A 23,127-nucleotide genomic window follows, 5' to 3' on the forward strand; every position below is an offset into this window, starting at 1 on the left:
CCACAGGGGGGTATGGCATGCTTGCGAAATCAGTTTCCTGCGCTACCGCGCAGCCCCTGGGGCAGGGCTGTTTCCTCCCACCTGGCCACTCGTCTGGTCTACGCCTTGTGGACTATTCCAGCACCGACCAAAGGCGCCTATGCTCGCCACGGCAAATAACAATTACACGCGTGCGGCGTACAACACTGTCGGCAGCCCCTTGAGTGGAGCGTAGTTGCTGGGCATCAGGGAGCTTCCATGAATCAGCGTACCAGGCCGGCGCCTTCCGGCTTCAGTGACCAGCAACTGCATACCTTGTTCGAGTTGATCAGCGATGGCGTCTGGGATTGGGACGCCAATACCGGCTACGTTTACCGCAACCCAGGCTGGTATGCCATGCTCGGTTACCCCGTGCACTCCATGGACAACTCGGTGCTCACGTGGGAAAACGTGATTCACCCAGAGGACTACCCCAGGGTGATGGCGCACTTCGATGCGTATATCAACCAGCGCAACGAGCGCTACTTGGTCGAGTATCGCTGCCGCTGCAGCGATGGCAGTTACCTGTGGATCGAGGACCGCGGCTATGTCATCGCCCGCAACCCGGATGGCTCGGTAGCCCGTATGCTCGGTGCTCACCGTGACATCGATGCTGGCAAGCGCCAACTGGCGCAGCTGGAGCGTCGCAACCAGTCGCTCGAAGAGCTGGTTGCCGAGCGCACCCGTGAACTGTCGAAGGTCAATGAGCAGCTGCAACGCCAACTGGACGAGAACCGCGAGCTCGCCGAGCGCGATGCCCTGACCCGCCTTGCCAACCGCTACCGGCTGGAGGATTCGCTCAAGCGTGAGTGTGAGCGTGCCCAGCGCTTTCGCCAGCCGTTTTCGGTCATCGCCATGGACATGGACGACTTCAAGCCCATCAATGACCACTTCGGTCATGCCCGCGGTGATGCCGCCTTGGTGCAGGTGGCCGACACCTTGCGCCACGGTTTGCGCGCTGCAGACCTGCTGGCCCGTTGGGGCGGTGACGAATTCGTGGTGGTACTGCCGCATACCACGCTGCCAGAGGCGAAAAGCCGTGCGGCCCAGTTACGCCAGGGCCTGGCGCAACTGGCGCCGGTCGGGGACTGGCCGCTGACCATGAGCTACGGTGTGGTGCAGTGGCAGGAGGGTGACGACCGCCAGTCGGTGCTGGCGCGTGCCGACAAGGCGCTCTACCGGGCCAAAGGGGCCGGCAAGAACGCCATTGCCGAGTAGCCTGCCAGGCGGCAGGCAAAGGTTAGATGTGCAGTGCGTGCCCCAGGGCGCGCAACGCTGCCTCCTGCACCGCCTCACCCAACGTGGGGTGGGCATGGATGGTGCCCGCCACGTCTTCCAGGCGTGCGCCCATCTCCAGCGACTGGGCAAACGCCGTGGACAGCTCCGATACCGCCACGCCCACCGCCTGCCAGCCAACAATCAGGTGGTTGTCCCGTCGTGCCACCACGCGCACGAAGCCGGTTTTCGACTCCAGGCTCATGGCCCGACCATTGGCGGCAAAAGGGAACTGCGCGACGATGCAGTCCAGGCCCTGAGCCTTGGCCTGTTCTGGCGTCGTACCGGCTACCACCACCTCCGGGTCGGTGAAGCACACGGCGGCGATGGCAGCAGGCTCGAAGCGGCGAGCCTTGCCTGCGATCAGCTCGGCGACCATCTCGCCCTGGGCCATGGCACGGTGGGCCAGCATGGGCTCACCTGCCACGTCGCCAATGGCCCACACATTGCGCATGCTGGTCTGGCACTGCGCGTCGATGGCGATGGCTGCACCGTTCATCTTCAAGTCCAGGCATTGCAGGTTGAAGCCCTGGGTGCGGGGGCGACGACCCACTGCCACCAGTACCCTGTCGGTTTCCAGGCGCAGCAGCGCCCCTTGGCCGTCACGGGCCAGCAGGTTGCCGGCTTCATACGCTTCGACGCTGTGATTGACGTGCACGGCGATACCCAGCGCCTTGAGCGACTCGGCCACCGGTGCGGTCAGTTCGCTGTCGTAGGTGGGCAGGATGCGTTCACGCGCCTCCACCACGCTGACCTGAGCGCCCAACTTGCGATAGGCAATACCCAGCTCCAGGCCGATATAGCCCCCGCCCACCACCACCAGGTGACGGGGCAGGGCCTGGGGCGACAGGGCTTCGGTGGACGAGATCACTGCCCCGCCCAGTGGCAGCATGGGCAGTTCGACGCTGCTGGAACCTGTGGCCAGCAACAGGTGCTCGCACTGGATGCGCTGGCCGTCGACCTCCACCTGCTTGCCGTCCAGAATCTTCGCCCAGCCGTGAATCACCTTTACCCCGTGCTTTTTCAGCAAGGCCGCCACACCGGTGGTCAGCCGGTCGACGATACCGTCTTTCCAGGCCACGCTGCGGCTGATGTCGAGCTGTGGCGAGCTGACGCTGATACCCAGTTGCGAGCCCGTTGCGTAACCGGTGGCGTGGTGGAACTGTTCTGCCACGTGAATCAGCGCCTTCGAGGGTATGCAGCCGATGTTCAGGCACGTGCCGCCCAGTGCCTGCCCTTCGACCAGCACGGTCGGGATGCCCAACTGCCCGGCGCGGATGGCCGCCACGTAGCCGCCAGGGCCGCCGCCGATGATCAGCAGTGTTGTTTGAATGATCGGTTGCATGCTTACTCCACGAACAGGCAGGCGGGTTGCTCCAATAGGCCGCGCACGGCCTGGATGAACAACGCGGCGTCCATGCCATCGACCACCCGGTGGTCGAACGAGCTGGACAGGTTCATCATCTTGCGCACAACGATCTGGCCATCGACCACCACGGGCCGCTCGACCATGCGGTTCACGCCAACAATGGCCACTTCCGGCGTGTTCACCACCGGTGTGCTTACGATGCCGCCCAGTGCGCCCAGGCTGGTAAGGGTGATGGTGGAGCCGGTCAGCTCATCGCGGCTGGCCTTGTTGGTGCGCGCTGCATTCGCCACCCGTGCGATCTCGCCGGCATTGGCCCACAGGCTGCCGACCTCGGCGTGGCGCAACACCGGCACCATCAGGCCGTTGTCGCCCTGGGTGGCGATACCCACATGCACCGCCCCATGGCGGGTGATCACCTGGGCTTCGTCGTCGTAGGTGGCGTTGATCTGCGGGAAATCGCGCAGCGCAACCACCAGTGCACGCACCAGGAACGGCAGCAAGGTCAGCTTGCCGCGGCTGTCGCCATGCTTGGCATTGAGTTGCTGGCGCAGGGCTTCCAGGGCCGTGACGTCGATTTCTTCCACATAACTGAAATGAGCGACCCGGCGCTTGGCGTCCTGCATGCGCTGGGCGATCTTGCGGCGCAGGCCGATGACCGGCACCTGCTCGCTGTCGGTGCGTTTGGCATAACCACCGGGTGCCTGCCCGGCAGCGCTGTGTGGCTTGCTCATGAAGCCATCGAGGTCCTCGTGCAGAATGCGCCCGGCCGGCCCGCTGCCGTGCACGTAGCGCAATTCGATGCCGGCATCCAGGGCACGCTTGCGCACAGCCGGTGAGGCCAACGGCTTGTCGCCCGCCTGGCGCGGCACCGGGGCGGCAGCCTCATGCTCGGCCGCTTTCTGCGGTGCTGCCTGTACCGCCTGGGGCCTGGCCGCCTCAGGCACTGGCTCGGCGGCCTTGGCCTGCGGCGCGTCCGTGTGGTTGCCGTTGCCCTCCACCTCGATGCGGATCAGTTCACTGCCCACCGGCATCACTTCACCGGGTTGGCCGCCCAACGCCAGCACCTTGCCGCTGACCGGCGACGGGATTTCTACCGTAGCCTTGTCGGTCATGACATCGGCCACCACCTGGTCTTCTGCGATCACGTCGCCGACCTTCACGAACCACTCCACCAACTCCACCTGGGCGATGCCTTCGCCAATGTCCGGCATCTTGATGACGTGCGTACCCATTCAGACCTCCATGACCTTTTTCAATGCCGCGCCTACCCGTGAAGGGCCGGGGAAGTACGCCCATTCCTGGGCGTGCGGGTAGGGGGTATCCCAGCCGGTCACGCGCTGGATCGGCGCTTCCAGGTGGTGGAAGCAGTGCTCCTGCACCAGCGACACCAGCTCGGCGCCAAAACCGCAGGTGCGGGTGGCTTCGTGCACCACCACGCAACGACCGGTCTTTTTCACCGAGTCGACGATGGTGTCCAGGTCCAGCGGCCACAGGCTGCGCAGGTCGATCACTTCCGCGTCGACACCGGTTTCCTCCGCAGCCACCTGGGCAACGTACACCGTGGTGCCGTAGGTAAGCACCGTCACATCACTGCCCGGGCGGGTGATCACGGCTTTGTCCAGCGGCACGCTGTAGTAGCCATCGGGCACGGCGCTTTGCGGGTGCTTGGCCCACGGTGTGACCGGGCGGTCGTGGTGGCCGTCGAATGGCCCGTTGTACAGGCGTTTGGGTTCGAGGAAGATGACCGGGTCGTCGCACTCGATCGAGGCGATCAGCAGGCCTTTGGCGTCGTAAGGGTTGGAGGGCATGACGGTGCGCAGGCCGCATACCTGGGTGAACATCGCCTCCGGGCTCTGGCTGTGGGTCTGGCCACCGTAGATGCCGCCGCCGCAGGGCATGCGCAGGGTCAGCGGTGCGATGAATTCGCCGGCAGAGCGGTAACGCAGGCGCGCCATTTCCGACACGATCTGGTCAGACGCGGGGTAGAAATAGTCGGCGAACTGGATCTCTACCACGGGGCGCAGGCCGTAGGCCCCCATACCCACCGCCGTGCCGACGATGCCACTCTCCGAGATAGGCGCATCGAACACCCGGGCCTTGCCGTATTTGTTCTGCAGGCCTTCGGTGCAGCGGAACACGCCGCCGAAGTAGCCGACGTCCTGCCCGTACACGACCACGTTGTCGTCGCGCTCAAGCATGATGTCCATGGCCGAGCGCAGGGCCTGGATCATGGTCATGGTGGTGGTGGCCATGGCGGTTTCCGGGTTGATGCCGTTGGTATGGTCGTTCATCTCAAACCCCCAGTTCCTGGCGCTGACGGCGCAGGTGGTCGGGCATGTCCTTGTACACGTCCTCGAACATCGAGGCCGCGCTCGGGATATGGCCGTTGGCCAGCGTGCCGTACTGCTCGGCTTCCTTCTGCGCGGCCAGCACGGCCGCTTCGAACTCGGCCGTGGTGGCCTGGTGTTCTTCCTCGGACCAGTGGCCGGTCTTGATCAGGTGCTGCTTCAGGCGGGCGATCGGGTCGCCCAGCGGGAAATGGCTCCAGTCGTCAGCGGGGCGGTACTTGGAAGGGTCGTCGGAGGTGGAGTGGGGGCCGGCGCGGTAGGTGACCCATTCGATCAGGCTCGGGCCCAGGCCGCGACGGGCGCGCTCGGCCGCCCAGCGCGAGGCCGCGTACACCGCGATGAAGTCGTTGCCGTCCACCCGCAGCGAGGCAATGCCACAGCCCACGCCGCGCCCGGCAAAGGTGGTGGACTCGCCCCCGGCGATGGCCTGGAATGTCGAGATCGCCCACTGGTTGTTGACCACGTTGAGGATTACGGGGGCGCGGTAGACGTGGGCAAAGGTGAGGGCGGTGTGGAAGTCTGATTCTGCGGTGGCGCCATCGCCGATCCAGGCCGAGGCAATCTTGGTATCCCCCTTGATCGCCGAAGCCATCGCCCAGCCCACCGCCTGCACGAACTGGGTGGCCAGGTTGCCGCTGATGGTGAAGAAACCGGCCTCGCGTACCGAGTACATGATCGGCAGTTGGCGGCCTTTGAGCGGGTCACGTTCGTTGGACAGCAACTGGCAGATCATGTCGACCAGCGACACGTCGCGGGCAATCAGGATGCTTTGCTGGCGGTAGGTGGGGAAGCACATGTCGGTGCGGTTCAGCGCCAGCGCCTGGGCGCTGCCGATGGCTTCTTCACCCAGGCTCTGCATGTAGAAAGACATTTTTTTCTGGCGCTGGGCGACCACCATGCGGCTGTCGAAGATACGCGTCTTGAGCATGGCTCGCATACCTTGGCGCAGCACCTGCGGGTCGATGCCCTCGGCCCAGGGGCCCTGGGCATTGCCGTGCTCGTCCAGCACCCGCACCAGGCTGCCCGAAAGGTCGGAAGTGTCGGCAGCGTCCACATCGACGGGAGGTTTACGGACCTGGCCCGCGTCGTTCAGGCGCAGGTAGGAAAAATCGGTCTGGCAGCCTGGCCGGCCTGTAGGCTCGGGCACATGCAAACGCAGGGGGGCGTACTCGTTCATGCTGTTTACGCTCGCTCGGGTATTTGTTTTTGTGAGCTTTGAAGCGGTCGCGGCTGAGCACCGGCTTGTGACCAGTAGGTCAGCGTCACCTACATGGTAGTTGCCCTGCGGGAGAATTTTTCTCTCTAGTTGATTGCCTTTGCCGAACAGGCCAGATAAACATTCCGCATAAACACAATAAACCGGTGATTTTGTCTCATGCGCAAACTCGATCGTACCGATATCGGCATCCTCAACAGCCTGCAGGAAAACGCCCGCATCACCAATGCCGAGCTGGCCCGCTCGGTCAACCTGTCACCCACGCCGTGCTTCAACCGCGTGCGGTCGATGGAAGAACTGGGGGTGATTCGCCAGCAGGTCACGCTGCTGTCGCCTGAGGTGCTGGGGCTTGATGTGAATGTGTTCATCCATGTCAGCCTGGAAAAACAGGTCGAGCAGTCTCTGCACCGCTTCGAGGAAGAAATTGCCGAGCGCCCCGAAGTGATGGAGTGCTACCTCATGACCGGCGACCCGGACTACCTGCTGCGCGTGCTGCTGCCCAGCATCCAGGCCCTGGAGCGGTTTCTGGATTACCTCACGCGCTTGCCGGGCGTGGCCAATATCCGCTCAAGCTTTGCCTTGAAGCAGGTGCGTTACAAGACCGCGTTGCCGCTGCCGCCAAATGGTCTGACCTTGCGCGAATAACGGTGGTCCAAGGCTGTCGGCGCCCTACGGCGCCCGACACTATTGTGATTCGCAAGCGGGGCCTGCAAACCGGCAACATTTGCCATTATGCTGCTAGCACCCACCGCCTGTTGACGAGGGAGCCTGAAGGGACGTATGCGCACTATCTGGAAGCCGTTTCAGTCGTTGTATTTTGCTGCGCTGATGATGTTGATCGGCTCGGGCCTGCTCAGTACCTACCTGGCCTTGCGCCTGGCGGCCGACCATGTCGACAGCCTGTGGGTGGGTGCGCTGATGGCGGCCAACTACTTTGGCCTGGCCGTGGGCGGCAAGGTCGGCCACCGGCTGATCGGCCGGGTAGGGCACATCCGCGCCTACGCCACCTGTGCCGGCATCGTCGGCGCGGCGGTGCTGGGCCACGGCCTGACCAACTGGCTGCCGGCCTGGGTGGGCCTGCGCATGATCGTCGGCCTCGGCATGATGTGCCAGTACATGGTCATCGAAAGTTGGCTGAACGAGCAGGCGGACGTAAAATACCGGGGTGCCGTGTTCAGCGGGTACATGATCGCGTCTTATCTGGGCCTGGTACTTGGCCAGTTGATCCTGGTGGTACACCCAGAGCTCGGCCCTGAACTGCTGATGTTGGTGGCGATGTGTTTTGCCCTGTGCCTGGTGCCGGTCGCCATGACCCGCCGCATCCACCCCGCACCGTTACGGCCGGCCCCCATGGAGCCCAGGTTCTTCATCAAGCGGGTGCCGCAGTCGCTCAGTACCGTATTGGGCGCGGGGCTGATCGTTGGCTCGTTCTATGGCCTCGCGCCCCTGTACGCGGCCAGCCAGGGGCTGACCACCGAGCAGGTCGGCCTGTTCATGGGTAGCTGCATTTTCGCTGGCCTGGTGGTGCAGTACCCCTTGGGCTGGTTGTCCGACCGCTACGACCGGGCTGTGCTGATCCGCAGTGTGGCAGGCGGGCTGGCGCTGGTGGCAGCGCCGTTGGCCATTCTGCCCAGCGTGCCGTTGGAGTTGTTGTTCGGTATCGGCTTTCTGGTGTCGCTGCTGCAATTCTGCCTGTACCCGCTGGCGGTTGCGTTTTCCAACGACCATGTGGAAAGCGAACGACGCGTGTCGCTGACGGCCATGCTGCTGGTCACCTATGGCGTGGGAGCATGTATCGGCCCGTTGGCGACCGGCGTGCTGATGAAGCTGCTGGGTGTGCAGATGCTGTATGCCTTCTTCGTGTTCTTTGCCCTGGTGCTGGTATGGCGTATCCGCCCAAAAGCGGTTACCGGGCTGCACCAGGTGCAGGACGCGCCACTGGGCCACGTGGCAATGCCGGCCGCTGGCTCGCCGCTGTCGGCAGCACTGGACCCGAGGGTGGATGGGCAGACGGTGCAGGATGTGATGCAGGCCCCGGTGGCGGCAGAAGACACCGAAGACCCGGAAAAGCAACCGGAGCAACCCGCAAACGATTTGGAATCTGCCAGATAGGGACGGTGGGGCTCGCCTGGCCCTGTCGGCTTTTTGGCGACGGGTTCACCCGCTGGTGTTTGCGGGTGAACCCTTCAGCCCTCAGTAGTCGTCTTTGTCGAACCGCCGTGCTTCGCGCTGCAGTTGGTACACGAAACTTTCCACCTTGCGCTGCGCAGGGCCGCTCAGGTTATGGAAACGCACGCCGGCAAACGTGGTGTTGATGCGTTCTTCGTAATGCAGGTGGCGCAACTCGACCATGGTGTCGACCAGGCCAAGCGGGCTGCCCGCCTTGAAGCGCTCGTACACCTGGCCCAGTTGCAGGCGGTCTTCGACATTGCCGTCGAAACGCAGCTTGCAGCCCGTGGCCGACACGTCCAGCAGTTTGCCGCGCATGGCGCCATTGCCTTTGAGGTGGCTGCCGTCGAGGATGATGTCGACCAGTTGCGACAGTTTCAGCGCGGCGCGGAAAGCGTTGCGGCGCTGGTGGTAGGTCATCTCGACCGGCAGGGCACCCACGTAGCAGCGGTGCCCGTTGACTTCGCTGATCTTCAGCGCATGGTCGCATTCCCAGGCGATACGCACGCCATCATGGAAACCTTCGACGCGAAAGTGCTCGCCGTTCTCGATGAACTTCTCGCCATCGCGGGGGATCATGTCATCCAATGCGAGGGTGTTGCTTTCACGGTCCACGTGCACCACGTAACTCTGGAAGCGGTGGCCGCGGTCGTGGAAGGTGATGATCAGTGGGTCGTGGCTTTCCTGAAGCTGCCGCAGGTTGGCCGCAATTTCCAAAGGGGTGGTCAACACCTTTGGCGGTTGCGGGGCATCGGATTCATTGAACACGGCTTATCGGTCTCCAGGCAAAAGCGACACAGGCAAATTAGCGGCATTTTGCCAGTATGTACGGTGCCTTGATAGAAAAATCACACTTGGTTGAGGGCGCGCGGTTTGGCCAGAGGTGAGGTGTTGCCACGGCTGTTGTACAGCGATGGAGAATCGCCGCCCATGAGGATACGCACCTGGTTGTTGGTGACGTGTTGCTGGACCTGAATGATGCGGCCGTTGGTCTGGTTGACCTGTTGGCACGCTTCCATCAACTGCGAGAGCATGTCCAGGCGCTGCAGCATGGCCTCGCCATGCACGGAAGTGTCAGCGACTGCCTGCACGCCGGCCCGGTCTGCGCTCAGCCCCAGGCTGACCAGCAACTGGCTGCGGCGCTGGCCGTGCTGTTCGAGCAGAATGATCAACGACTGCTTGCGAGCGAGAATCTGCTCCAGCAAGGGCATGTCGCGACCATGCAGGGCCACCGCCTCGTTCTGCAGCAGCTCGAGCAGCTCCTGCATAGGGGCGATGTCTTCTTCGATCAGTTGCAGCAGGGTAGTGTCGTGCATGGCTAACTCTTGGTTTTTCAAGCGTCCATGAAGTCAGCGCACCGAGCGGTCAGCGCTGTGCTTCAAAATTCAGCAGCTTGCTGGCGACCCGGCCGGCATCGACCTGGTAGCTGCCGTCGGCGATGGCCTGTTTCAGCTCGGCCACACGGGCGTTGTTGACCACGGGCTCATCACGCAGCTTGTCGCTGATCTTTTGCAATTGTTGGGCCTCAGGGCTCAGGTGCACCGTCTCGCCACTGGCGCTGGTGTCTTTTACCGCTTCCTGGCTGGCCGCCGGTTTTTCGGCGCTGCCGGGTGCGCTGTTACCGCGCACACCGCCCGTTACGGACGGGGAATTATTCAAACGACTGAAGTCGATGACCATGATCAGAAACCTCTGGGTTTATGGACGCTTGCCTTGTTTTCGGCCAACCCGCAATAAACTTTAGGCACAAAATGCGTGGCCGGCGTTCCGTCAGCACACAACCCGATTTCTGACACAGTTTAGAAAAAGCGCCTCTTTACCGCCAGTACCCTCCGGCCGCTGGCCTACATGCTCACCTCGACCTGGCCCGGGCCGGTCACCATGGCTTTAACCACGCGCTTGGAATTGAGGTTGCGCACCCGTATCTGTTCGCTCAGGCCGCCTTTGCTCAAGGCTTCACCCGGCATGCGCACGCTCAGGCTGCCGCTGCGGGCCACGATCACCACGTGGTCGCCTTTGCGCACCACTTCGGCCTGCTCAAGGTGTTGCGGGGTCAGTACCTGATCGATGACGGTGGGGCGCAGCATTTTCATGCCCACCGCCTGGTCCAGTTCAGTCAGAAAGCCCTGGCCCAGCGTACCCACGTCGCGTTCGCGCAGGGCAACGTCGCCGGGGCCCACCACGTTGTCGCGCCTGAGGGGGCGGGTGACCACCACCACGTCCCGGAACAGGCGCACGGTTGCCGGCACGAATACTGTCCAGGGCGCCGCGCTGTCGCAGCGCACGCGCACGGTCACCCGGCCAAGCGGTACGTTGGGGCTTTGCAGTGACGCGTCAAGCGCCTGACTGCACAGTGGCATGCGCAGGCGAGGGTCCAGCGGGTTGACCTGGATTTCGTAACGCCCCGCCGTCTGGGTGGTGGCCAGATAATCTTCAACGGTGAATTCAAGAAACCCTTGGGTGACACCGATAAGCTGTTCAGGCATGGTGAACGCGTCCGCCAACGTGCGAACAGGCACCAGCAGGCACAGCGTGGCCAGCAAGCCGGTCAGCAGGCGCGTCAGTCGTCGGGAAAATGTCGTTTTCGTGTACATGGCGCTCAAAAAAGCAAAGCCCGTGCCGACTCACCTGGTGAGTTGCAACGAATGGCTGAAAGGTTAAGGAGTCTGGCATGGCGGGGGTTATGGATTCGGTCAACCAGCGCACTCAGCTGGTAGGGCAGAATCGCCTGGAACTGCTGCTGTTTCGCCTCAATGGCGAGCAGCTTTATGGCATCAACGTTTTCAAGGTCAGAGAAGTGCTGCAGTGCCCTGCACTGACCCTGCTGCCCAAGGCCCACCCGGTGGTGCGGGGTGTGGCCAACATTCGCGGGGCGACCATCCCGATCCTCGACCTGTCGATGGCCACCGGTTTGCGGCCGCTGCAGGAGGACACGCGCAGCAGCTTCGTGATCATCACCGAGTACAACACCAAGACCCAGGGCTTTCTGGTGCATTCGGTAGAGCGCATCGTCAACATGAACTGGGAGGAGATCCATCCGCCACCCAAGGGCACTGGCCGCGACCATTACCTGACTGCCGTCACCCGTGTGGACAACCGCATGGTCGAGATCATCGACGTGGAAAAGGTACTGGCCGAGGTAGCGCCGTCTTCGGAGTCGGTATCCGCCGGGGTGGTGGACGCCGAAGTGCAGGACAAGGCCGTGATGTTGCGGGTGCTCACCGTCGACGATTCGTCGGTGGCGCGCAAGCAGGTCAGCCGTTGCCTGCAAACGGTCGGTGTGGAGGTTGTGGCACTAAATGATGGTCGCCAGGCTCTCAACTACCTGCACCAACTGGTGGAGGAGGGCAAGAAGCCCGAAGAGGAGTTCCTGATGATGATCTCCGACATCGAAATGCCGGAGATGGACGGCTACACCTTGACCGCAGAAATCCGCAGCGACCCACGCATGCAAAAACTGCACATCTGCCTGCATACTTCGCTGTCCGGGGTATTCAACCAGGCGATGGTGAAAAAAGTGGGTGCCGACGACTTCCTGGCCAAGTTCAGGCCGGATGACCTGGCCCAGCGTGTGGTCGACCGGATCAAGGCAACGCATTGAAAGCAGCCGGGGCAAGCCCCGGCCACAGTGATTGAAAAGAGGCGGCAGTAGTGTCTACGGGTAATTTGGATTTCGAACAGTTCCGGGTATTCCTGGAGAAAGCCTGTGGCATTCTGCTGGGCGAGAATAAGCAATACCTGGTGTCCAGCCGTCTCAACAAGCTGATGGAACAGCAGGGCATCAAGAGCCTGGGCGAGCTGGTGCAGCGTATCCAGACCCAGCCGCGCAGCGGCCTGCGCGAACAGGTGGTGGATGCGATGACCACCAACGAAACCTTGTGGTTTCGCGATACCTACCCCTTCGAGGTGCTGAAGAACAAGGTCATCCCCGAGTTCATCCGCGCCAACCCGGGGCAACGCCTGCGCATGTGGTCGGCCGCGTGCTCGTCGGGGCAGGAGCCGTACTCCATTTCGATGGCCATCGACGAGTTTGAACGCAGCAATCTGGGCCAGCTGAAGATGGGGGCGCAAATTGTCGCCACCGACCTGTCAGGCACCATGCTGACCAACTGCAAGACCGGCGAGTACGACAGCTTGGCCATCGCCCGTGGCCTATCCCAGGAGCGCTTGCAACGGTACTTCGAGACAAAGGGGCCAGGGCGCTGGGCGGTCAAGCCCGCGATCCGCAGCCGGGTCGAATTCCGCTCGTTCAACCTGCTGGACAGCTACGCCAGCCTCGGCAAGTTCGATGTGGTGTTCTGCCGCAACGTGCTGATCTACTTCTCGGCCCAGGTGAAGAAAGACATCCTGCTGCGCATTCACAGCACGCTGAAGCCGGGCGGGTACCTGTTCCTCGGTGCCTCCGAAGCCCTTAACGGCCTGCCTGACCACTACCAGATGGTGCAATGCAGCCCGGGTATCATCTACCAGGCCAAATAAAGTACTTCAGGCCGGCAACCAGGGTTGCCGGCCTTCTTCGTTGCAGGGGCTGTCAATTTTTTGTTTTGCCACTTATGGCGCCCTGCAATTGCCGCTTTCGGCACGCCTGGCGGCAGCCCTTTGCCGCTTTTCTGGCATCACGGTTGGCGCACTTCTCGCTCAGCCCCCCTATCTAAAGGCTTTCGGCCGATTGGCACAGCCTTTGCTATAGCTTGCTCAACGTAATTCCGGTCAACCTCTGAAGGTTTCCCCGATATGAGCATCAGCTTCGACAAGGCGCTTGGCATCCACGAGAAGGCCCTGGGCTTCCGCGCCCAACGTGCCGAGGTACTGGCCAACAACATCGCCAACGCCGACACGCCCAACTACAAGGCCCGTGACATGGATTTCGCCTCGGTGCTGGCTGCCGAAAGCGAGAAACAGCAGAACAACGGGCGCATCGGCCTGGAGCGGACCAATAGCCGGCACATCGAAGCCGAAGGCATGGCACTGGCGGACGACAGCCTCAAGTTCCGCACGCCGGCGCAGCCCTCGATCGACCAGAACACCGTGGATGCGCAGATCGAGCAGTCCAACTACACCGAGAATGCCATCGGCTTCCAGGCCAGCTTCACGCTGCTCAACAGTAAATTCAAAGGGCTGGTTTCGGCCCTGCGGGGAGAATGACCATGTCGCTGTCCAGTGTCTTCAACATTGCCGGTAGCGGCATGAGCGCGCAGAACACGCGCCTGAACACCGTTGCCTCCAATATCGCCAACGCCGAAACCGTGTCTTCGAGCATCGACCAGACCTACCGCGCCCGCCACCCGGTGTTCGCCACCACGTTCCAGAACGCGCAGGCCGGCAGCAGCCAGTCGCTGTTCGAAGACCAGGGCGAAGCCGGGCAGGGCGTGCAGGTGACGGGCATTGTCGAGGACCAGAGCAACCTGGAGGCACGCTACGAGCCGAATCATCCAGCCGCCAACAAGGACGGGTATGTGTACTACCCCAATGTCAATGTGGTGGAAGAGATGGCCGACATGATTTCTGCCAGCCGTGCGTTCCAGACCAATGCCGAGCTGATGAACACCGCCAAAAGCATGATGCAGAAGGTCCTGACCCTGGGCCAGTGATAGGAAGCCGACATGACCACCACCAACTCCACGGCTGACGTCGGTAGTGCCTACCTGACGTCGCTGCAGCAACAGCAGAGCAAGAACAACAGCAACACCGGTGCGGCCGGCAGCGCCCTGGGCAAGGACGCGTTCCTGCAGCTGCTGGTTACCCAGATGAAAAACCAGAACCCGCTCGATCCGCAGCAGAACGGCGAGTTCGTGGCCCAGTTGGCACAGTTCAGCAGCCTTGAAGGTATTCAGACGCTCAACAGTTCGGTGACCTCCATTGCTGCTGCGTTCCAGTCCTCCCAGGCCTTGCAGGCCTCGTCACTGGTGGGCCGCAACGTGATGGTGCAAACCGACAAGGCCATGGTGGACACCAGCAAGGACATGAAAGGCTCGGTGAACCTGACCGCGTCCAGCACCGCCACATCGGTGGGGGTGTACGACAAGGATGGCAAGCTGGTGCGCACGCTCGAGCTGGGTAGCCAGGCGGGCGGCAAGGTCGATTTCACCTGGGATGGCAAGGACGACGACGGCAAGGCGCTGGCGGCGGGCACCTATTCGTTCAAGGCCACGGCCTCGGTCGACGGCACCGCCACCGCCATGACCACCAACCTGCCGGCCAGTGTCACCAGCGTGACCATGGGCAGCAATGGCGCAGAAATGACGCTCAACCTCGCCGGGCTGGGCAGTGTTCCGCTCTCCAAAATCCAGAGCATCGGCATCTAGGGCCTTCCGCAACCTTCAGGAGTTAGCACATGTCTTACAACATCGGCCTTAGCGGCCTCAACGCAGCGAACAAGGCCCTGAACGTCACCGGCAACAACATTGCCAACGTCGCCACCACCGGCTTTAAGTCGTCCCGTGCCGAATTCGCCGACCAGTATTCCAGCTCCATTCGGGGTACCAGCGCCGGGCGCACCACCATCGGTACCGGGGTGACCACCGCGGCGGTGTCGCAGCGCTTCACTTCGGGCAACATCAACGGCACCGGCCAGGCGCTGGACATGGCCATCGACGGCAACGGCTTTTTTGCCCTGAACGACAACGGCTCGAAAATCTACACCCGCGCCGGTGCGTTCTACAGCGACAAGCAGGGCTTCGTGGTCAACTCGTCCGGTGCGAACCTGCAAGGGTACGCCGTGGATGCCAACGGCCAGATCATCCAGGGTGTGCTGACCAACCTGCAAATCGACACCGCCAACCTGACCCCCAAGGCCACTGGCAAGATCGAGCAGACCATCAACCTGAAGTCCAGCGATGCGGCGCCCACCGTTACCCCGTTCGACCCGTCCGATGTGAAAAGCTACAACTACACGTTCAGCAGCGACGTGTATGACAGCCAGGGCAATGCGCATCAGCTGAACCAGTACTTCCTCAAGGACGATGCATCCAACTCCTGGAAGATGTACACCACCATCGACGGCCGCAACCCTACCGACCCGACCTCGACCCAGCCGCTGATCAATAACCTGCCGTTCAAGTCCGACGGTACGCTGAACGCCGATGGCCTCACTGCAGGGCCGGTGACGGGCGGCCTGAGCGTAAACGCCAACAAAACCTTCAACCTCGACAACTGGGTCCCTGCGCAGAAAAACGCTGCCGGCCAGTGGTCGTCCAATGGCGCCACCGCCAGCACCGGTGGCATCAGCCTGGACATGCTCAAGACCACCCAGTACAACGCGGCCTCTGCCGTAACTGCCAAGAACCAGGACGGTTTCGCCACCGGTGAACTGTCGGGCCTGAACGTCGACAAGAGCGGTGTGCTGTTTGCCAGCTTCACCAACGGCCAGAACAAGGTCATTGGCCAGGTGGCCGTCGCCAGCTTCGCCAACATGCAGGGGCTTACCCCGATTGGCGGTACCAACTGGCAGGAGTCCTACTCGTCGGGCGTGCCGGTGATCGGTGCGCCAGACACCGGCACCCTGGGCCAGATTGCCGGCGCTTCGCTGGAAGACTCCAACGTCGACCTCACCGGTGAGCTGGTCAACCTGATCAAGGCCCAGAGCAACTACCAGGCCAACGCCAAGACCATCTCCACTGAAAGCACCATCATGCAGACCATCATCCAGATGAGCTGAGTGAGGTAGCGCCGCCGGGTGACCGGCGGCGGTTGGAGGGGTATGTAATGAACAAGGCATGGGCGCTGGCCCTGCTCACGGCCCTGGGGGTTGGCTTGGCCCTATCGGCCTATGCGGCACCCAGGCCTTTCTATCTTTGGCAGAGCGTGGCCACCGGCCGCTATTTCTGCACCGAGAACAATCCGGGCCCAGGCTGGATGAAGTTTTCGGGGCCTTACAACAACGCGGCCTGCCGCGATCAGTGATGCAACCTGCCTTCTGCAGCCCGACGACAACAAACTGACACTGCTGAGCCCTGAACGGGCTGTAGCGCCCGATTCTAAAGGCTTGCAAAGCTGGTTCGATTTTTGCTTTACCCTGCCCAGGTGACAGCGCGGCAGTGGCGCGCGGAGGAAATGCTGTGGACAAACTGCTTTATGTGGCCATGACCGGTGCCAGCCAGAACGCCCTGGCACAGAAGGCTCATGCCAACAACCTGGCGAACGTATCCACCAACGGTTTTCAACGGGACTTGGAACAGGCCCGCTCGATGCCAGTGTTTGGTGACAGCTTTCCGGCGCGTGCTTTTGCCATGACCGAGCGCCCGGCAACCGACTTCAGCGAAGGGCCGATGGTTGAAACCGGCCGTGACCTGGATGTGGCGGTTACCGGCAAAGGGTTTATCGCCGTGCAGGCCCCTGACGGCAGCGAAGCGTACGTGCGCACCGGTAGCCTGAACATCGACGCCCTGGGCGTGCTGCGTGCCGGCAACGGCATGCCGGTGATCGGCAATGGCGGCCCCATTGCCATCCCGCCCGAGCAGAAGGTGGAAGTGGGGGAAGACGGCACCATCAGTATCCGATCCATGGGTGAAGGCCCACGGGTGATGGCTGAAGTGGACCGCATCAAGCTGGTCAACCCGGACACCAAAGGCATGACCAAAGGGCTGGACGGCTTGATCCATACCGCTTCCGGGCGGCCCGCCGATGCCGACGTCAATGTGCGGGTGGTGTCGGGTTTTCTGGAAGGCAGCAACGTCAATGCCGTCGAGGAAATGACCTCGGTGCTGGCGTTGTCCAGGCAGTTCGAACTGCACGTCAAGATGATGAACACGGCCAAGGAAGGCGACGAAGCCATGGCTCGGGTTTTGCAAATCGGCTAATCACATTTGAACGGGTGCCGTAAAACAGGCGCGCGAGGAGAACACACATGCTTCCAGCCCTTTGGGTCGCCAAGACAGGTTTGTCCGCCCAGGACACCAACCTGACGGTCATTTCCAACAACCTGGCCAACGTGTCCACCACCGGCTTCAAGCGCGACCGTGCCGAGTTCCAGGACCTGCTGTACCAGATCCGTCGCCAGCCTGGCGCCCAGTCGACCCAGGACAGCGAACTGCCTTCCGGCCTGCAGGTGGGTACTGGCGTGCGCATCGTCGGCACCCAGAAGAGCTTCGTGGCCGGCAGCCTGCAGACCACCGAGAACCCCCTGGACATGGCGGTCAACGGCCGTGGCTTCTTCCAGATCCTGCAACCGGACGGCACCGTTTCGTACACCCGTGACGGCACCTTCCACCTGAACTCCGACGGCCAGATCGTCACCGCCAACGGTTACGCGCTGGAGCCTGCGGTGGTGGTGCCCAACGACGCACAGACCTTCACCGTGGGCCAGGACGGCACCGTGTCGATCACCACTGCCGGCAACCCGGCTGCCCAGGTGATCGGCAACATCCAGACCGCCGACTTCATCAACCCGGCCGGCCTGCAGGCCATCGGCGGCAACCTGTTCCTCGAAACCGCGGCCAGTGGCGCGCCCCAGGTGGGTACCCCGGGCCTGAACGGCTTCGGTACCACCCTGCAGCAAACCCTGGAGAACTCCAACGTCAGCACCGTGGAAGAACTGGTCAACATGATCACCACCCAGCGTGCCTACGAGATGAACTCCAAGGTGATCTCCACCGCCGACTCCATGCTGCAGTTCGTGACCCAGCAGCTGTAACCCTTGCAACCCCGTTGCACCCGTGAGGTAAGCACCATGAATCGTCTGTTGTCCGTTTTCGCCCTGGGCGGGGCGGTGTTGCTGGCAGGTTGTGTCGCCCCGGTGGCCAAGCCCAACGACCCGTACTATGCGCCGGTACTGCCGCGCACCCCATTGCCGGCAGCGGCCAACAACGGTTCGATCTACCAGGCCGGGTTCGAACAGAACCTGTATGGCGACCGCAAGGCCTTCCGCGTGGGTGACATCATCACCATCACGCTGAATGAACGCACCTCGGCCAGCAAGAATGCCGGCTCGCAGATCCAGAAGAACAGCAAGGCCAACCTGGGCCTTACGTCGCTGTTCGGCGGCAAGCCCAATACCAACAACCCGTTCGGCGGTGGCGACCTGTCGCTGGACGCCGGCTACAGCGGCGACCGCACCACCAAGGGCGACAGCAAGGCCACCCAGGGCAACACCCTGACCGGTTCGGTGACCGTCACCGTGGCCGAGGTGCTGCCCAACGGCATCATCGCCGTGCGCGGCGAGAAGTGGCTGACGCTCAATACCGGTGAAGAACTGGTGCGCATTGCGGGCCTGATCCGGGCGGATGACATCGCCACCGACAACACCGTACCGTCCACCCGGGTAGCCGATGCGCGCATCACCTATTCCGGCACCGGCTCGTTTGCCGACGCCAGCCAGCCCGGCTGGCTGGACCGCTTCTTCATGAGCCCGCTTTGGCCCTTCTGAGTACACAGACCATGCTCAACCTGAGGCAGCTGATTGCCGCAACCTTGCTCCTGTCCTGCGCCTTTGCCGCGCAGGCCGAGCGCTTGAAGGACATCGCCAGTATTTCCGGCGTGCGCTCCAACCAGCTGATCGGTTACGGCCTGGTGGTGGGGCTCAACGGCACGGGTGACCAGACCACCCAGACGCCGTTCACCCTGCAAACCTTCAACAACATGCTATCGCAGTTCGGTATCAAGGTGCCGGCCGGGTCTGGCAACGTGCAGTTGAAGAACGTGGCGGCGGTGTCGGTGCACGCTGACCTGCCGGCGTTCGCCAAGCCGGGCCAGGTGGTGGACATCACGGTGTCGTCGATCGGTAACTCCAAGAGCCTGCGCGGCGGCAGCCTGCTGATGACGCCGCTCAAGGGTATCGACGGCAACGTCTACGCCATCGCCCAGGGCAACCTGGTGGTGGGCGGTTTCGACGCCGAGGGCCGCGACGGGTCCAAGATCACCGTCAACGTACCGTCTGCTGGCCGTATTCCAGGCGGGGCCAGTGTCGAGCGTGCAGTGCCGAGCGGGTTCAACCAGGGCAATACCCTCACCCTGAACCTGAACCGCCCCGACTTCACCACCGCCAAGCACATCGTCGACAAGGTCAACGAACTGCTCGGCCCAGGGGTGGCCCAGGCGCTGGACGGTGGTTCGGTGCGGGTCAGCGCGCCCATGGACCCCAGCCAGCGGGTGGACTACCTGTCGATCCTGGAAAACCTCGAAATCGACCCCGGCCAGGCCGTGGCCAAGGTCATCATCAATTCGCGTACCGGTACCATCGTCATCGGCCAGAACGTCAAGGTGTCGCCTGCGGCGGTCACCCACGGCAGCCTGACCGTCACCATCACCGAAGACCCTATCGTCAGCCAGCCAGGGCCGCTGTCCAACGGCCAGACCGCGGTGGTGCCGCGCTCCCGGGTGAATGCCGAGCAGGAGGCCAAGCCGATGTTCAAGTTCGGCCCGGGTACCACGCTGGATGAAATTGTCCGGGCAGTGAACCAGGTGGGCGCAGCGCCCGGTGACCTGATGGCCATCCTTGAAGCCCTGAAACAGGCCGGCGCGTTGCAAGCCGACCTGATCGTGATCTGAGGACGCCACTGATGAACAGCAAGAGCCTGGTGTCTGGCAGTGGCGACAGTGGTGCCTTCACCGACCTCAACCGCCTCAACGCCCTCAAGCACGGGGACCGCGACAGCGCCGCCAACGTCCGCAAGGTGGCCCAGGAATTCGAATCGCTGTTCATCAGCGAAATGCTCAAGGCTTCGCGCAAGGCCAGCGATGTGCTGGCCGACGACAACCCGATGAACACCGAGACGGTGAAACAGTACCGCGACATGTACGACCAGCAGTTGGCCGTGAGCATGTCCCGCGAGGGCGGTGGCATCGGCCTGCAGGATGTACTGGTGCGCCAGTTGACCAAGAGCCGTGGCGCCTCTGCCAACACCAGCCCGTTCCCGCGTGGCGAAAGCGGTGGCCCGGCGTTGTGGGGCAACAAGGTGGCAGCGCCGGTGCACGGCAATGATGCCGTTGGCACCCGCAACGATGTGGCCGCGCTGAATGCGCGGCGCCTGGCGTTGCCGAGCAGGCTCACCGACCGCCTGCTGGCAGGCATCGTGCCGTCTGCTACCGCAAGCGACGCCGCTACTGTCAACACCGCCGCCGTGCCTGCCCGTGATGGCCAGCAGCCTGCCAGGGCCTTTGCGGTGCCGGATAACGGCTTGCGCATCGTCGGCCGTGCAGTTGCCCAGCCGCCGCTGGCCCCCAACAAGGCGTTCAGCGACAGCGACACGTTCGTCGCCACCATGCTGCCCATGGCCGAACAGGCGGCCAAGCGCATCGGTATCGACCCGCGCTACCTGGTGGCCCAGGCAGCACTGGAAACCGGTTGGGGCAAATCGGTGATGCGCAACAGCGACGGCAGCAGCAGCCACAACCTGTTCGGCATCAAGGCCACCGGTAACTGGCAGGGCGAGCAGGCGAGGGCGATCACCAGCGAGTTCCGCGACGGGCAGTTCGTCAAGGAAACGGCCGCCTTCCGCAGCTACGACTCCTACCAGGACAGCTTCCACGACCTGGTCACCTTGTTGCAGAGCAATTCACGCTATCAAGATGCACTCAACTCGGCCGATAACCCCGAACAGTTTGCACGCGAGCTGCAAAAAGCAGGTTATGCGACCGACCCGGGCTATGCGAAGAAGATCATCAGCATTGCCCAGCAGATGCAGAACACACCGCAATACGCCATGGCTGGCAGACCCACGAATCTTTAAAAGGACTAAATCATGTCGAGCCTGATTTCCATCGGCCTGAGTGGCCTGAGTGCCAGCCAGGCGGCCTTGTCGGTAACCAGTAACAACATCGCCAACGCTGCCACCAGCGGCTACTCGCGCCAGCAGGCGATGCAGCAGGCGGGCCCGTCGCAGTACATCGGTGCGGGGTTTCTGGGCAGTGGCACCACACTGGCCGACGTGCGCCGGGTGTACAGCGCCTACCTGGACAACCAGCTGCAGACCGCCACGTCGCTGCAGGCCGATTCGGCTGCCTTCCAGGACCAGATCACCAGCGTCGACAAACTGCTGGCCGACCGCGACACCGGCATCAGCTCGGTGCTCACCGCGTTTTTCTCGGCCTTGCAGACAGCATCCGCCAAGCCAGGTGACGTCGCTTCGCGGCAATTGCTGCTGACCCAGGCGCAAACCCTGAGCAACCGCTTCAACGCCGTCAGCACCCAGCTGACCCAGCAGAACGAAGTGATCAACTCGCAGCTCGACACGCTGGCCGGGCAGGTCAACAAGCTCACCACCAGCATCGCCGAGTACAACAAGCAGATCGTCGCGGCCACTGCCACTGGCAGTACCCCCAACAACCTGCTCGATGCCCGCAGCGAAGCGGTGCGCCAGTTGAATGGGCTGGTGGGCGTGACCGTGCAGGAGCGCGAAGGTAACTACGATGTCATTCTGGGCAGCGGCCAGTCGCTGGTCACCGGCGGCAAGGCCAACCCCCTGTCGGTACAGCCGGGGGTGGCGGACAAGAGCCAGGCCACCCTGCGCATCAACTATGAGTCGTTCAGCTCGGACGTGACCTCGGTCGCCACCGGCGGCACCATTGGCGGCCTGCTGCGCTACCGTCAGGATGTGCTGACCCCGTCCATGAACGAGCTGGGCCGCGTTGCCCTGGTGGTCACTGACAGCATCAACAGCCAGCTGGGCCAGGGCCTGGATGCCAACGGTCAGTTTGGCAGCTCGCTGTTCACCAGCATCAACAGCGCCTCTGCCATCGCCCAGCGTAGCCTGGCGTCGTCCAACAACAGCGCGGGCTCCGGCAACCTCGACGTGACCATCGCCAACAGTGGCGCGGTCAGTACCTATGACTACGAGGTCAAGTTCACCAGCGCCAACCAGTACAGCGTGCGCCGTTCCGACGGCACCAGCATGGGGTCGTTCGACCTCAATGCCGACCCTGCGCCGGTGATCGACGGCTTCAGCCTCTCGCTCAAAGGCGGGGCGTTGGCGGCAGGCGACAGCTTCAAGGTGATCCCCACCCGGTCGGCGGCAGGTGCCATCAATACGGTGCTCACCGATGCCAACAAGCTGGCCTTCGCCGGCCCGGTCAGTGCCACCACCGGCAGTGGCAACAGCGGTACCGGCACCATCACCCAGCCTACGCTGGGCCAGCCCCTGAATATCTACGGCGGCGCCGACAATGCCCTGGTGCAGCAGGCGATTCGCGACTCCATGCCGGTACGGGTGGTGATGGACACCGCCAGCGGCGGCTCCCAGGGTTACAAGGTGTTCGATGCCAAGGGCGCGCAAATCGGTACCGGCACCGTGGTGCCGGGGCAGGACAACAAGCTCTCCATATCGGTGCCCATGCGCGACGGGGCTGGCAACCCGATTGTCGATGGCAGCGGCAACCCGCGCACCTTCGCGCTGGAAACCACCGTTGGCGGCAGCCCGGCAGCCAACGACAGCTTTACCCTGTCGTTCAACGCCGATGGCAAGGCAGACAACCGCAACGCCACGGCTCTGCTGGGCTTGCAGACCAAGTCTACGGTCAATACCGGGTCTGGCGGTGGCACCAGCTTCACCTCGGCCTATGCGTCGTTGGTCGAGCGGGTAGGGGCCAAAGCCAGCCAGGCCACCATCGATACCACCGCCACCCAGGCGGTGCTCAAGTCGGCCAGCGAAAGCCGCAGTGCGGTGTCTGGGGTGAACCTGGACGACGAGGCGGCCAGCCTGGTCAAGTTCCAGCACTACTACACCGCGTCGTCGCAGATCATCAAGGCGGCGCAAGAAACCTTCAGCACCCTCATCAACGCCTTGTAAGGAGTAGCGACC

Annotated in this window: 24 protein-coding genes; 16 read left to right on the forward strand and 8 right to left on the reverse strand. The window is 62.9% G+C overall.

The features are described from left to right. The first annotated feature begins 237 nt into the window (after positions 1-237). Positions 238-1,236, forward strand: a complete 999-nt coding sequence (locus APH25_RS06040; RefSeq protein WP_060481411.1) for a diguanylate cyclase domain-containing protein — start codon at positions 238-240, stop codon at positions 1,234-1,236. Positions 1,237-1,258: 22 nt separating this feature from the next. Here APH25_RS06040 and lpdA read toward each other — a convergent pair whose 3' ends face one another. Genes lpdA through APH25_RS06060 form a run of 4 tightly spaced genes read right to left on the reverse strand, consistent with a single transcriptional unit; the run spans position 1,259 to position 6,187 of the window. Further along, positions 1,259-2,638, reverse strand: coding sequence for a dihydrolipoyl dehydrogenase (lpdA, locus tag APH25_RS06045; RefSeq protein WP_060481412.1), 1,380 nt, complete (start codon positions 2,636-2,638; stop codon positions 1,259-1,261). A gap of 2 nt (positions 2,639-2,640) precedes the next feature. After that, a complete protein-coding gene (locus APH25_RS06050) occupies positions 2,641-3,894 on the reverse strand; it encodes a dihydrolipoamide acetyltransferase family protein (protein ID WP_060481413.1) in 1,254 nt (417 codons plus the stop codon). Beyond that, a complete protein-coding gene (locus tag APH25_RS06055; RefSeq protein ID WP_060481414.1) occupies positions 3,895-4,953 on the reverse strand; it encodes an alpha-ketoacid dehydrogenase subunit beta in 1,059 nt (352 codons plus the stop codon). Between the two features lies 1 nt (position 4,954). Further along, positions 4,955-6,187 carry a 3-methyl-2-oxobutanoate dehydrogenase (2-methylpropanoyl-transferring) subunit alpha gene (locus APH25_RS06060; protein ID WP_028633503.1) on the reverse strand — a complete coding sequence of 411 codons (1,233 nt, stop codon included), beginning with the start codon at positions 6,185-6,187 and terminating at the stop codon, positions 4,955-4,957. Between the two features lie 198 nt (positions 6,188-6,385). Between APH25_RS06060 and bkdR the strand changes: the two genes are divergently transcribed. Continuing rightward, positions 6,386-6,871, forward strand: coding sequence for a Bkd operon transcriptional regulator BkdR (bkdR, locus tag APH25_RS06065; RefSeq protein ID WP_028633502.1), 486 nt, complete (start codon positions 6,386-6,388; stop codon positions 6,869-6,871). Between the two features lie 135 nt (positions 6,872-7,006). Beyond that, positions 7,007-8,338: an MFS transporter gene (locus APH25_RS06070; RefSeq protein WP_060481415.1), complete on the forward strand. Its 1,332-nt coding sequence runs from the start codon at positions 7,007-7,009 to the stop codon at positions 8,336-8,338. An 81-nt stretch (positions 8,339-8,419) separates the two neighbouring features. Here the strand turns inward: APH25_RS06070 and APH25_RS06075 are convergent, their stop codons facing one another. From APH25_RS06075 to flgA, 4 genes are all read right to left on the reverse strand, one after another. Then, on the reverse strand, positions 8,420-9,163 hold the full coding sequence (locus APH25_RS06075) for a flagellar brake protein (protein ID WP_060481416.1): 744 nt from the start codon (positions 9,161-9,163) through the stop codon (positions 8,420-8,422). A gap of 80 nt (positions 9,164-9,243) precedes the next feature. Next, positions 9,244-9,711 carry a flagella synthesis protein FlgN gene (locus APH25_RS06080; protein ID WP_028633499.1) on the reverse strand — a complete coding sequence of 156 codons (468 nt, stop codon included), beginning with the start codon at positions 9,709-9,711 and terminating at the stop codon, positions 9,244-9,246. Positions 9,712-9,760: 49 nt separating this feature from the next. Then, positions 9,761-10,075, reverse strand: coding sequence for a flagellar biosynthesis anti-sigma factor FlgM (flgM, locus tag APH25_RS06085; RefSeq protein WP_028633498.1), 315 nt, complete (start codon positions 10,073-10,075; stop codon positions 9,761-9,763). Between the two features lie 164 nt (positions 10,076-10,239). Continuing rightward, positions 10,240-10,989 carry a flagellar basal body P-ring formation chaperone FlgA gene (gene flgA / locus APH25_RS06090; RefSeq protein WP_060481417.1) on the reverse strand — a complete coding sequence of 250 codons (750 nt, stop codon included), beginning with the start codon at positions 10,987-10,989 and terminating at the stop codon, positions 10,240-10,242. 77 nt (positions 10,990-11,066) lie between these two features. Between flgA and APH25_RS06095 the strand changes: the two genes are divergently transcribed. The 13 genes from APH25_RS06095 to flgK all read left to right on the forward strand — a co-directional run bounded on the left by APH25_RS06095 (position 11,067) and on the right by flgK (position 23,115). Next, positions 11,067-11,996 (forward strand): chemotaxis protein CheV, encoded by a 930-nt coding sequence (locus tag APH25_RS06095; protein ID WP_060481418.1) that lies wholly within the window; start codon positions 11,067-11,069, stop codon positions 11,994-11,996. 50 nt (positions 11,997-12,046) lie between these two features. After that, positions 12,047-12,874 carry a protein-glutamate O-methyltransferase CheR gene (gene cheR / locus APH25_RS06100; protein ID WP_060481419.1) on the forward strand — a complete coding sequence of 276 codons (828 nt, stop codon included), beginning with the start codon at positions 12,047-12,049 and terminating at the stop codon, positions 12,872-12,874. Between the two features lie 255 nt (positions 12,875-13,129). Continuing rightward, positions 13,130-13,540, forward strand: a complete 411-nt coding sequence (flgB, locus tag APH25_RS06105) for a flagellar basal body rod protein FlgB (protein WP_028633494.1) — start codon at positions 13,130-13,132, stop codon at positions 13,538-13,540. 2 nt (positions 13,541-13,542) lie between these two features. Beyond that, on the forward strand, positions 13,543-13,986 hold the full coding sequence (gene flgC, locus APH25_RS06110; protein WP_028633493.1) for a flagellar basal body rod protein FlgC: 444 nt from the start codon (positions 13,543-13,545) through the stop codon (positions 13,984-13,986). A gap of 12 nt (positions 13,987-13,998) precedes the next feature. Next, a complete protein-coding gene (gene flgD, locus APH25_RS06115; protein ID WP_028633492.1) occupies positions 13,999-14,700 on the forward strand; it encodes a flagellar hook assembly protein FlgD in 702 nt (233 codons plus the stop codon). A 29-nt stretch (positions 14,701-14,729) separates the two neighbouring features. After that, a complete protein-coding gene (gene flgE, locus APH25_RS06120) occupies positions 14,730-16,052 on the forward strand; it encodes a flagellar hook protein FlgE (RefSeq protein WP_060481420.1) in 1,323 nt (440 codons plus the stop codon). A 47-nt stretch (positions 16,053-16,099) separates the two neighbouring features. Continuing rightward, positions 16,100-16,297 carry a hypothetical protein gene (locus APH25_RS06125; protein WP_028633490.1) on the forward strand — a complete coding sequence of 66 codons (198 nt, stop codon included), beginning with the start codon at positions 16,100-16,102 and terminating at the stop codon, positions 16,295-16,297. 155 nt (positions 16,298-16,452) lie between these two features. Then, positions 16,453-17,193: a flagellar basal body rod protein FlgF gene (locus APH25_RS06130; RefSeq protein WP_028633489.1), complete on the forward strand. Its 741-nt coding sequence runs from the start codon at positions 16,453-16,455 to the stop codon at positions 17,191-17,193. 47 nt (positions 17,194-17,240) lie between these two features. After that, positions 17,241-18,026 (forward strand): flagellar basal-body rod protein FlgG, encoded by a 786-nt coding sequence (flgG, locus tag APH25_RS06135; protein ID WP_028633488.1) that lies wholly within the window; start codon positions 17,241-17,243, stop codon positions 18,024-18,026. A 36-nt stretch (positions 18,027-18,062) separates the two neighbouring features. Continuing rightward, the gene (gene flgH, locus APH25_RS06140; RefSeq protein WP_028633487.1) at positions 18,063-18,758 is read left to right on the forward strand and encodes a flagellar basal body L-ring protein FlgH; all 696 of its coding nucleotides are present in this window, start codon (positions 18,063-18,065) and stop codon (positions 18,756-18,758) included. 11 nt (positions 18,759-18,769) lie between these two features. Then, positions 18,770-19,879, forward strand: a complete 1,110-nt coding sequence (locus APH25_RS06145; RefSeq protein ID WP_028633486.1) for a flagellar basal body P-ring protein FlgI — start codon at positions 18,770-18,772, stop codon at positions 19,877-19,879. 11 nt (positions 19,880-19,890) lie between these two features. Beyond that, the gene (gene flgJ / locus APH25_RS06150) at positions 19,891-21,060 is read left to right on the forward strand and encodes a flagellar assembly peptidoglycan hydrolase FlgJ (RefSeq protein WP_060481421.1); all 1,170 of its coding nucleotides are present in this window, start codon (positions 19,891-19,893) and stop codon (positions 21,058-21,060) included. A 12-nt stretch (positions 21,061-21,072) separates the two neighbouring features. Beyond that, a complete protein-coding gene (flgK, locus tag APH25_RS06155) occupies positions 21,073-23,115 on the forward strand; it encodes a flagellar hook-associated protein FlgK (RefSeq protein WP_060481422.1) in 2,043 nt (680 codons plus the stop codon). Positions 23,116-23,127: the final 12 nt, after the last annotated feature.

It is taken from the genome of Pseudomonas sp. NBRC 111119, assembly GCF_001320125.1.
Taxonomy (GTDB): Bacteria; Pseudomonadota; Gammaproteobacteria; order Pseudomonadales; family Pseudomonadaceae; genus Aquipseudomonas; species Aquipseudomonas parafulva.

Excerpts from the sequence above, each read along its gene's own strand:
- flgG (WP_028633488.1), top strand. The coding sequence starts at position 17,241 with ATGCTTCCAGCCCTTTGGGTCGCCAAGACAGGTTTGTCCGCCCAGGAC.
- APH25_RS06080 (WP_028633499.1), bottom strand. The coding sequence starts at position 9,711 with ATGCACGACACTACCCTGCTGCAACTGATCGAAGAAGACATCGCCCCT.
- flgH (WP_028633487.1), top strand. The coding sequence starts at position 18,063 with ATGAATCGTCTGTTGTCCGTTTTCGCCCTGGGCGGGGCGGTGTTGCTG.
- lpdA (WP_060481412.1), bottom strand. The coding sequence starts at position 2,638 with ATGCAACCGATCATTCAAACAACACTGCTGATCATCGGCGGCGGCCCT.
- APH25_RS06145 (WP_028633486.1), top strand. The coding sequence starts at position 18,770 with ATGCTCAACCTGAGGCAGCTGATTGCCGCAACCTTGCTCCTGTCCTGC.
- flgK (WP_060481422.1), top strand. The coding sequence starts at position 21,073 with ATGTCGAGCCTGATTTCCATCGGCCTGAGTGGCCTGAGTGCCAGCCAG.
- flgB (WP_028633494.1), top strand. The coding sequence starts at position 13,130 with ATGAGCATCAGCTTCGACAAGGCGCTTGGCATCCACGAGAAGGCCCTG.
- flgM (WP_028633498.1), bottom strand. The coding sequence starts at position 10,075 with ATGGTCATCGACTTCAGTCGTTTGAATAATTCCCCGTCCGTAACGGGC.
- APH25_RS06050 (WP_060481413.1), bottom strand. The coding sequence starts at position 3,894 with ATGGGTACGCACGTCATCAAGATGCCGGACATTGGCGAAGGCATCGCC.
- APH25_RS06070 (WP_060481415.1), top strand. The coding sequence starts at position 7,007 with ATGCGCACTATCTGGAAGCCGTTTCAGTCGTTGTATTTTGCTGCGCTG.
- APH25_RS06125 (WP_028633490.1), top strand. The coding sequence starts at position 16,100 with ATGAACAAGGCATGGGCGCTGGCCCTGCTCACGGCCCTGGGGGTTGGC.
- APH25_RS06055 (WP_060481414.1), bottom strand. The coding sequence starts at position 4,953 with ATGAACGACCATACCAACGGCATCAACCCGGAAACCGCCATGGCCACC.
- APH25_RS06040 (WP_060481411.1), top strand. The coding sequence starts at position 238 with ATGAATCAGCGTACCAGGCCGGCGCCTTCCGGCTTCAGTGACCAGCAA.
- flgD (WP_028633492.1), top strand. The coding sequence starts at position 13,999 with ATGACCACCACCAACTCCACGGCTGACGTCGGTAGTGCCTACCTGACG.
- flgE (WP_060481420.1), top strand. The coding sequence starts at position 14,730 with ATGTCTTACAACATCGGCCTTAGCGGCCTCAACGCAGCGAACAAGGCC.
- flgC (WP_028633493.1), top strand. The coding sequence starts at position 13,543 with ATGTCGCTGTCCAGTGTCTTCAACATTGCCGGTAGCGGCATGAGCGCG.
- bkdR (WP_028633502.1), top strand. The coding sequence starts at position 6,386 with ATGCGCAAACTCGATCGTACCGATATCGGCATCCTCAACAGCCTGCAG.
- APH25_RS06060 (WP_028633503.1), bottom strand. The coding sequence starts at position 6,187 with ATGAACGAGTACGCCCCCCTGCGTTTGCATGTGCCCGAGCCTACAGGC.
- flgA (WP_060481417.1), bottom strand. The coding sequence starts at position 10,989 with ATGTACACGAAAACGACATTTTCCCGACGACTGACGCGCCTGCTGACC.
- APH25_RS06095 (WP_060481418.1), top strand. The coding sequence starts at position 11,067 with ATGGCGGGGGTTATGGATTCGGTCAACCAGCGCACTCAGCTGGTAGGG.
- flgJ (WP_060481421.1), top strand. The coding sequence starts at position 19,891 with ATGAACAGCAAGAGCCTGGTGTCTGGCAGTGGCGACAGTGGTGCCTTC.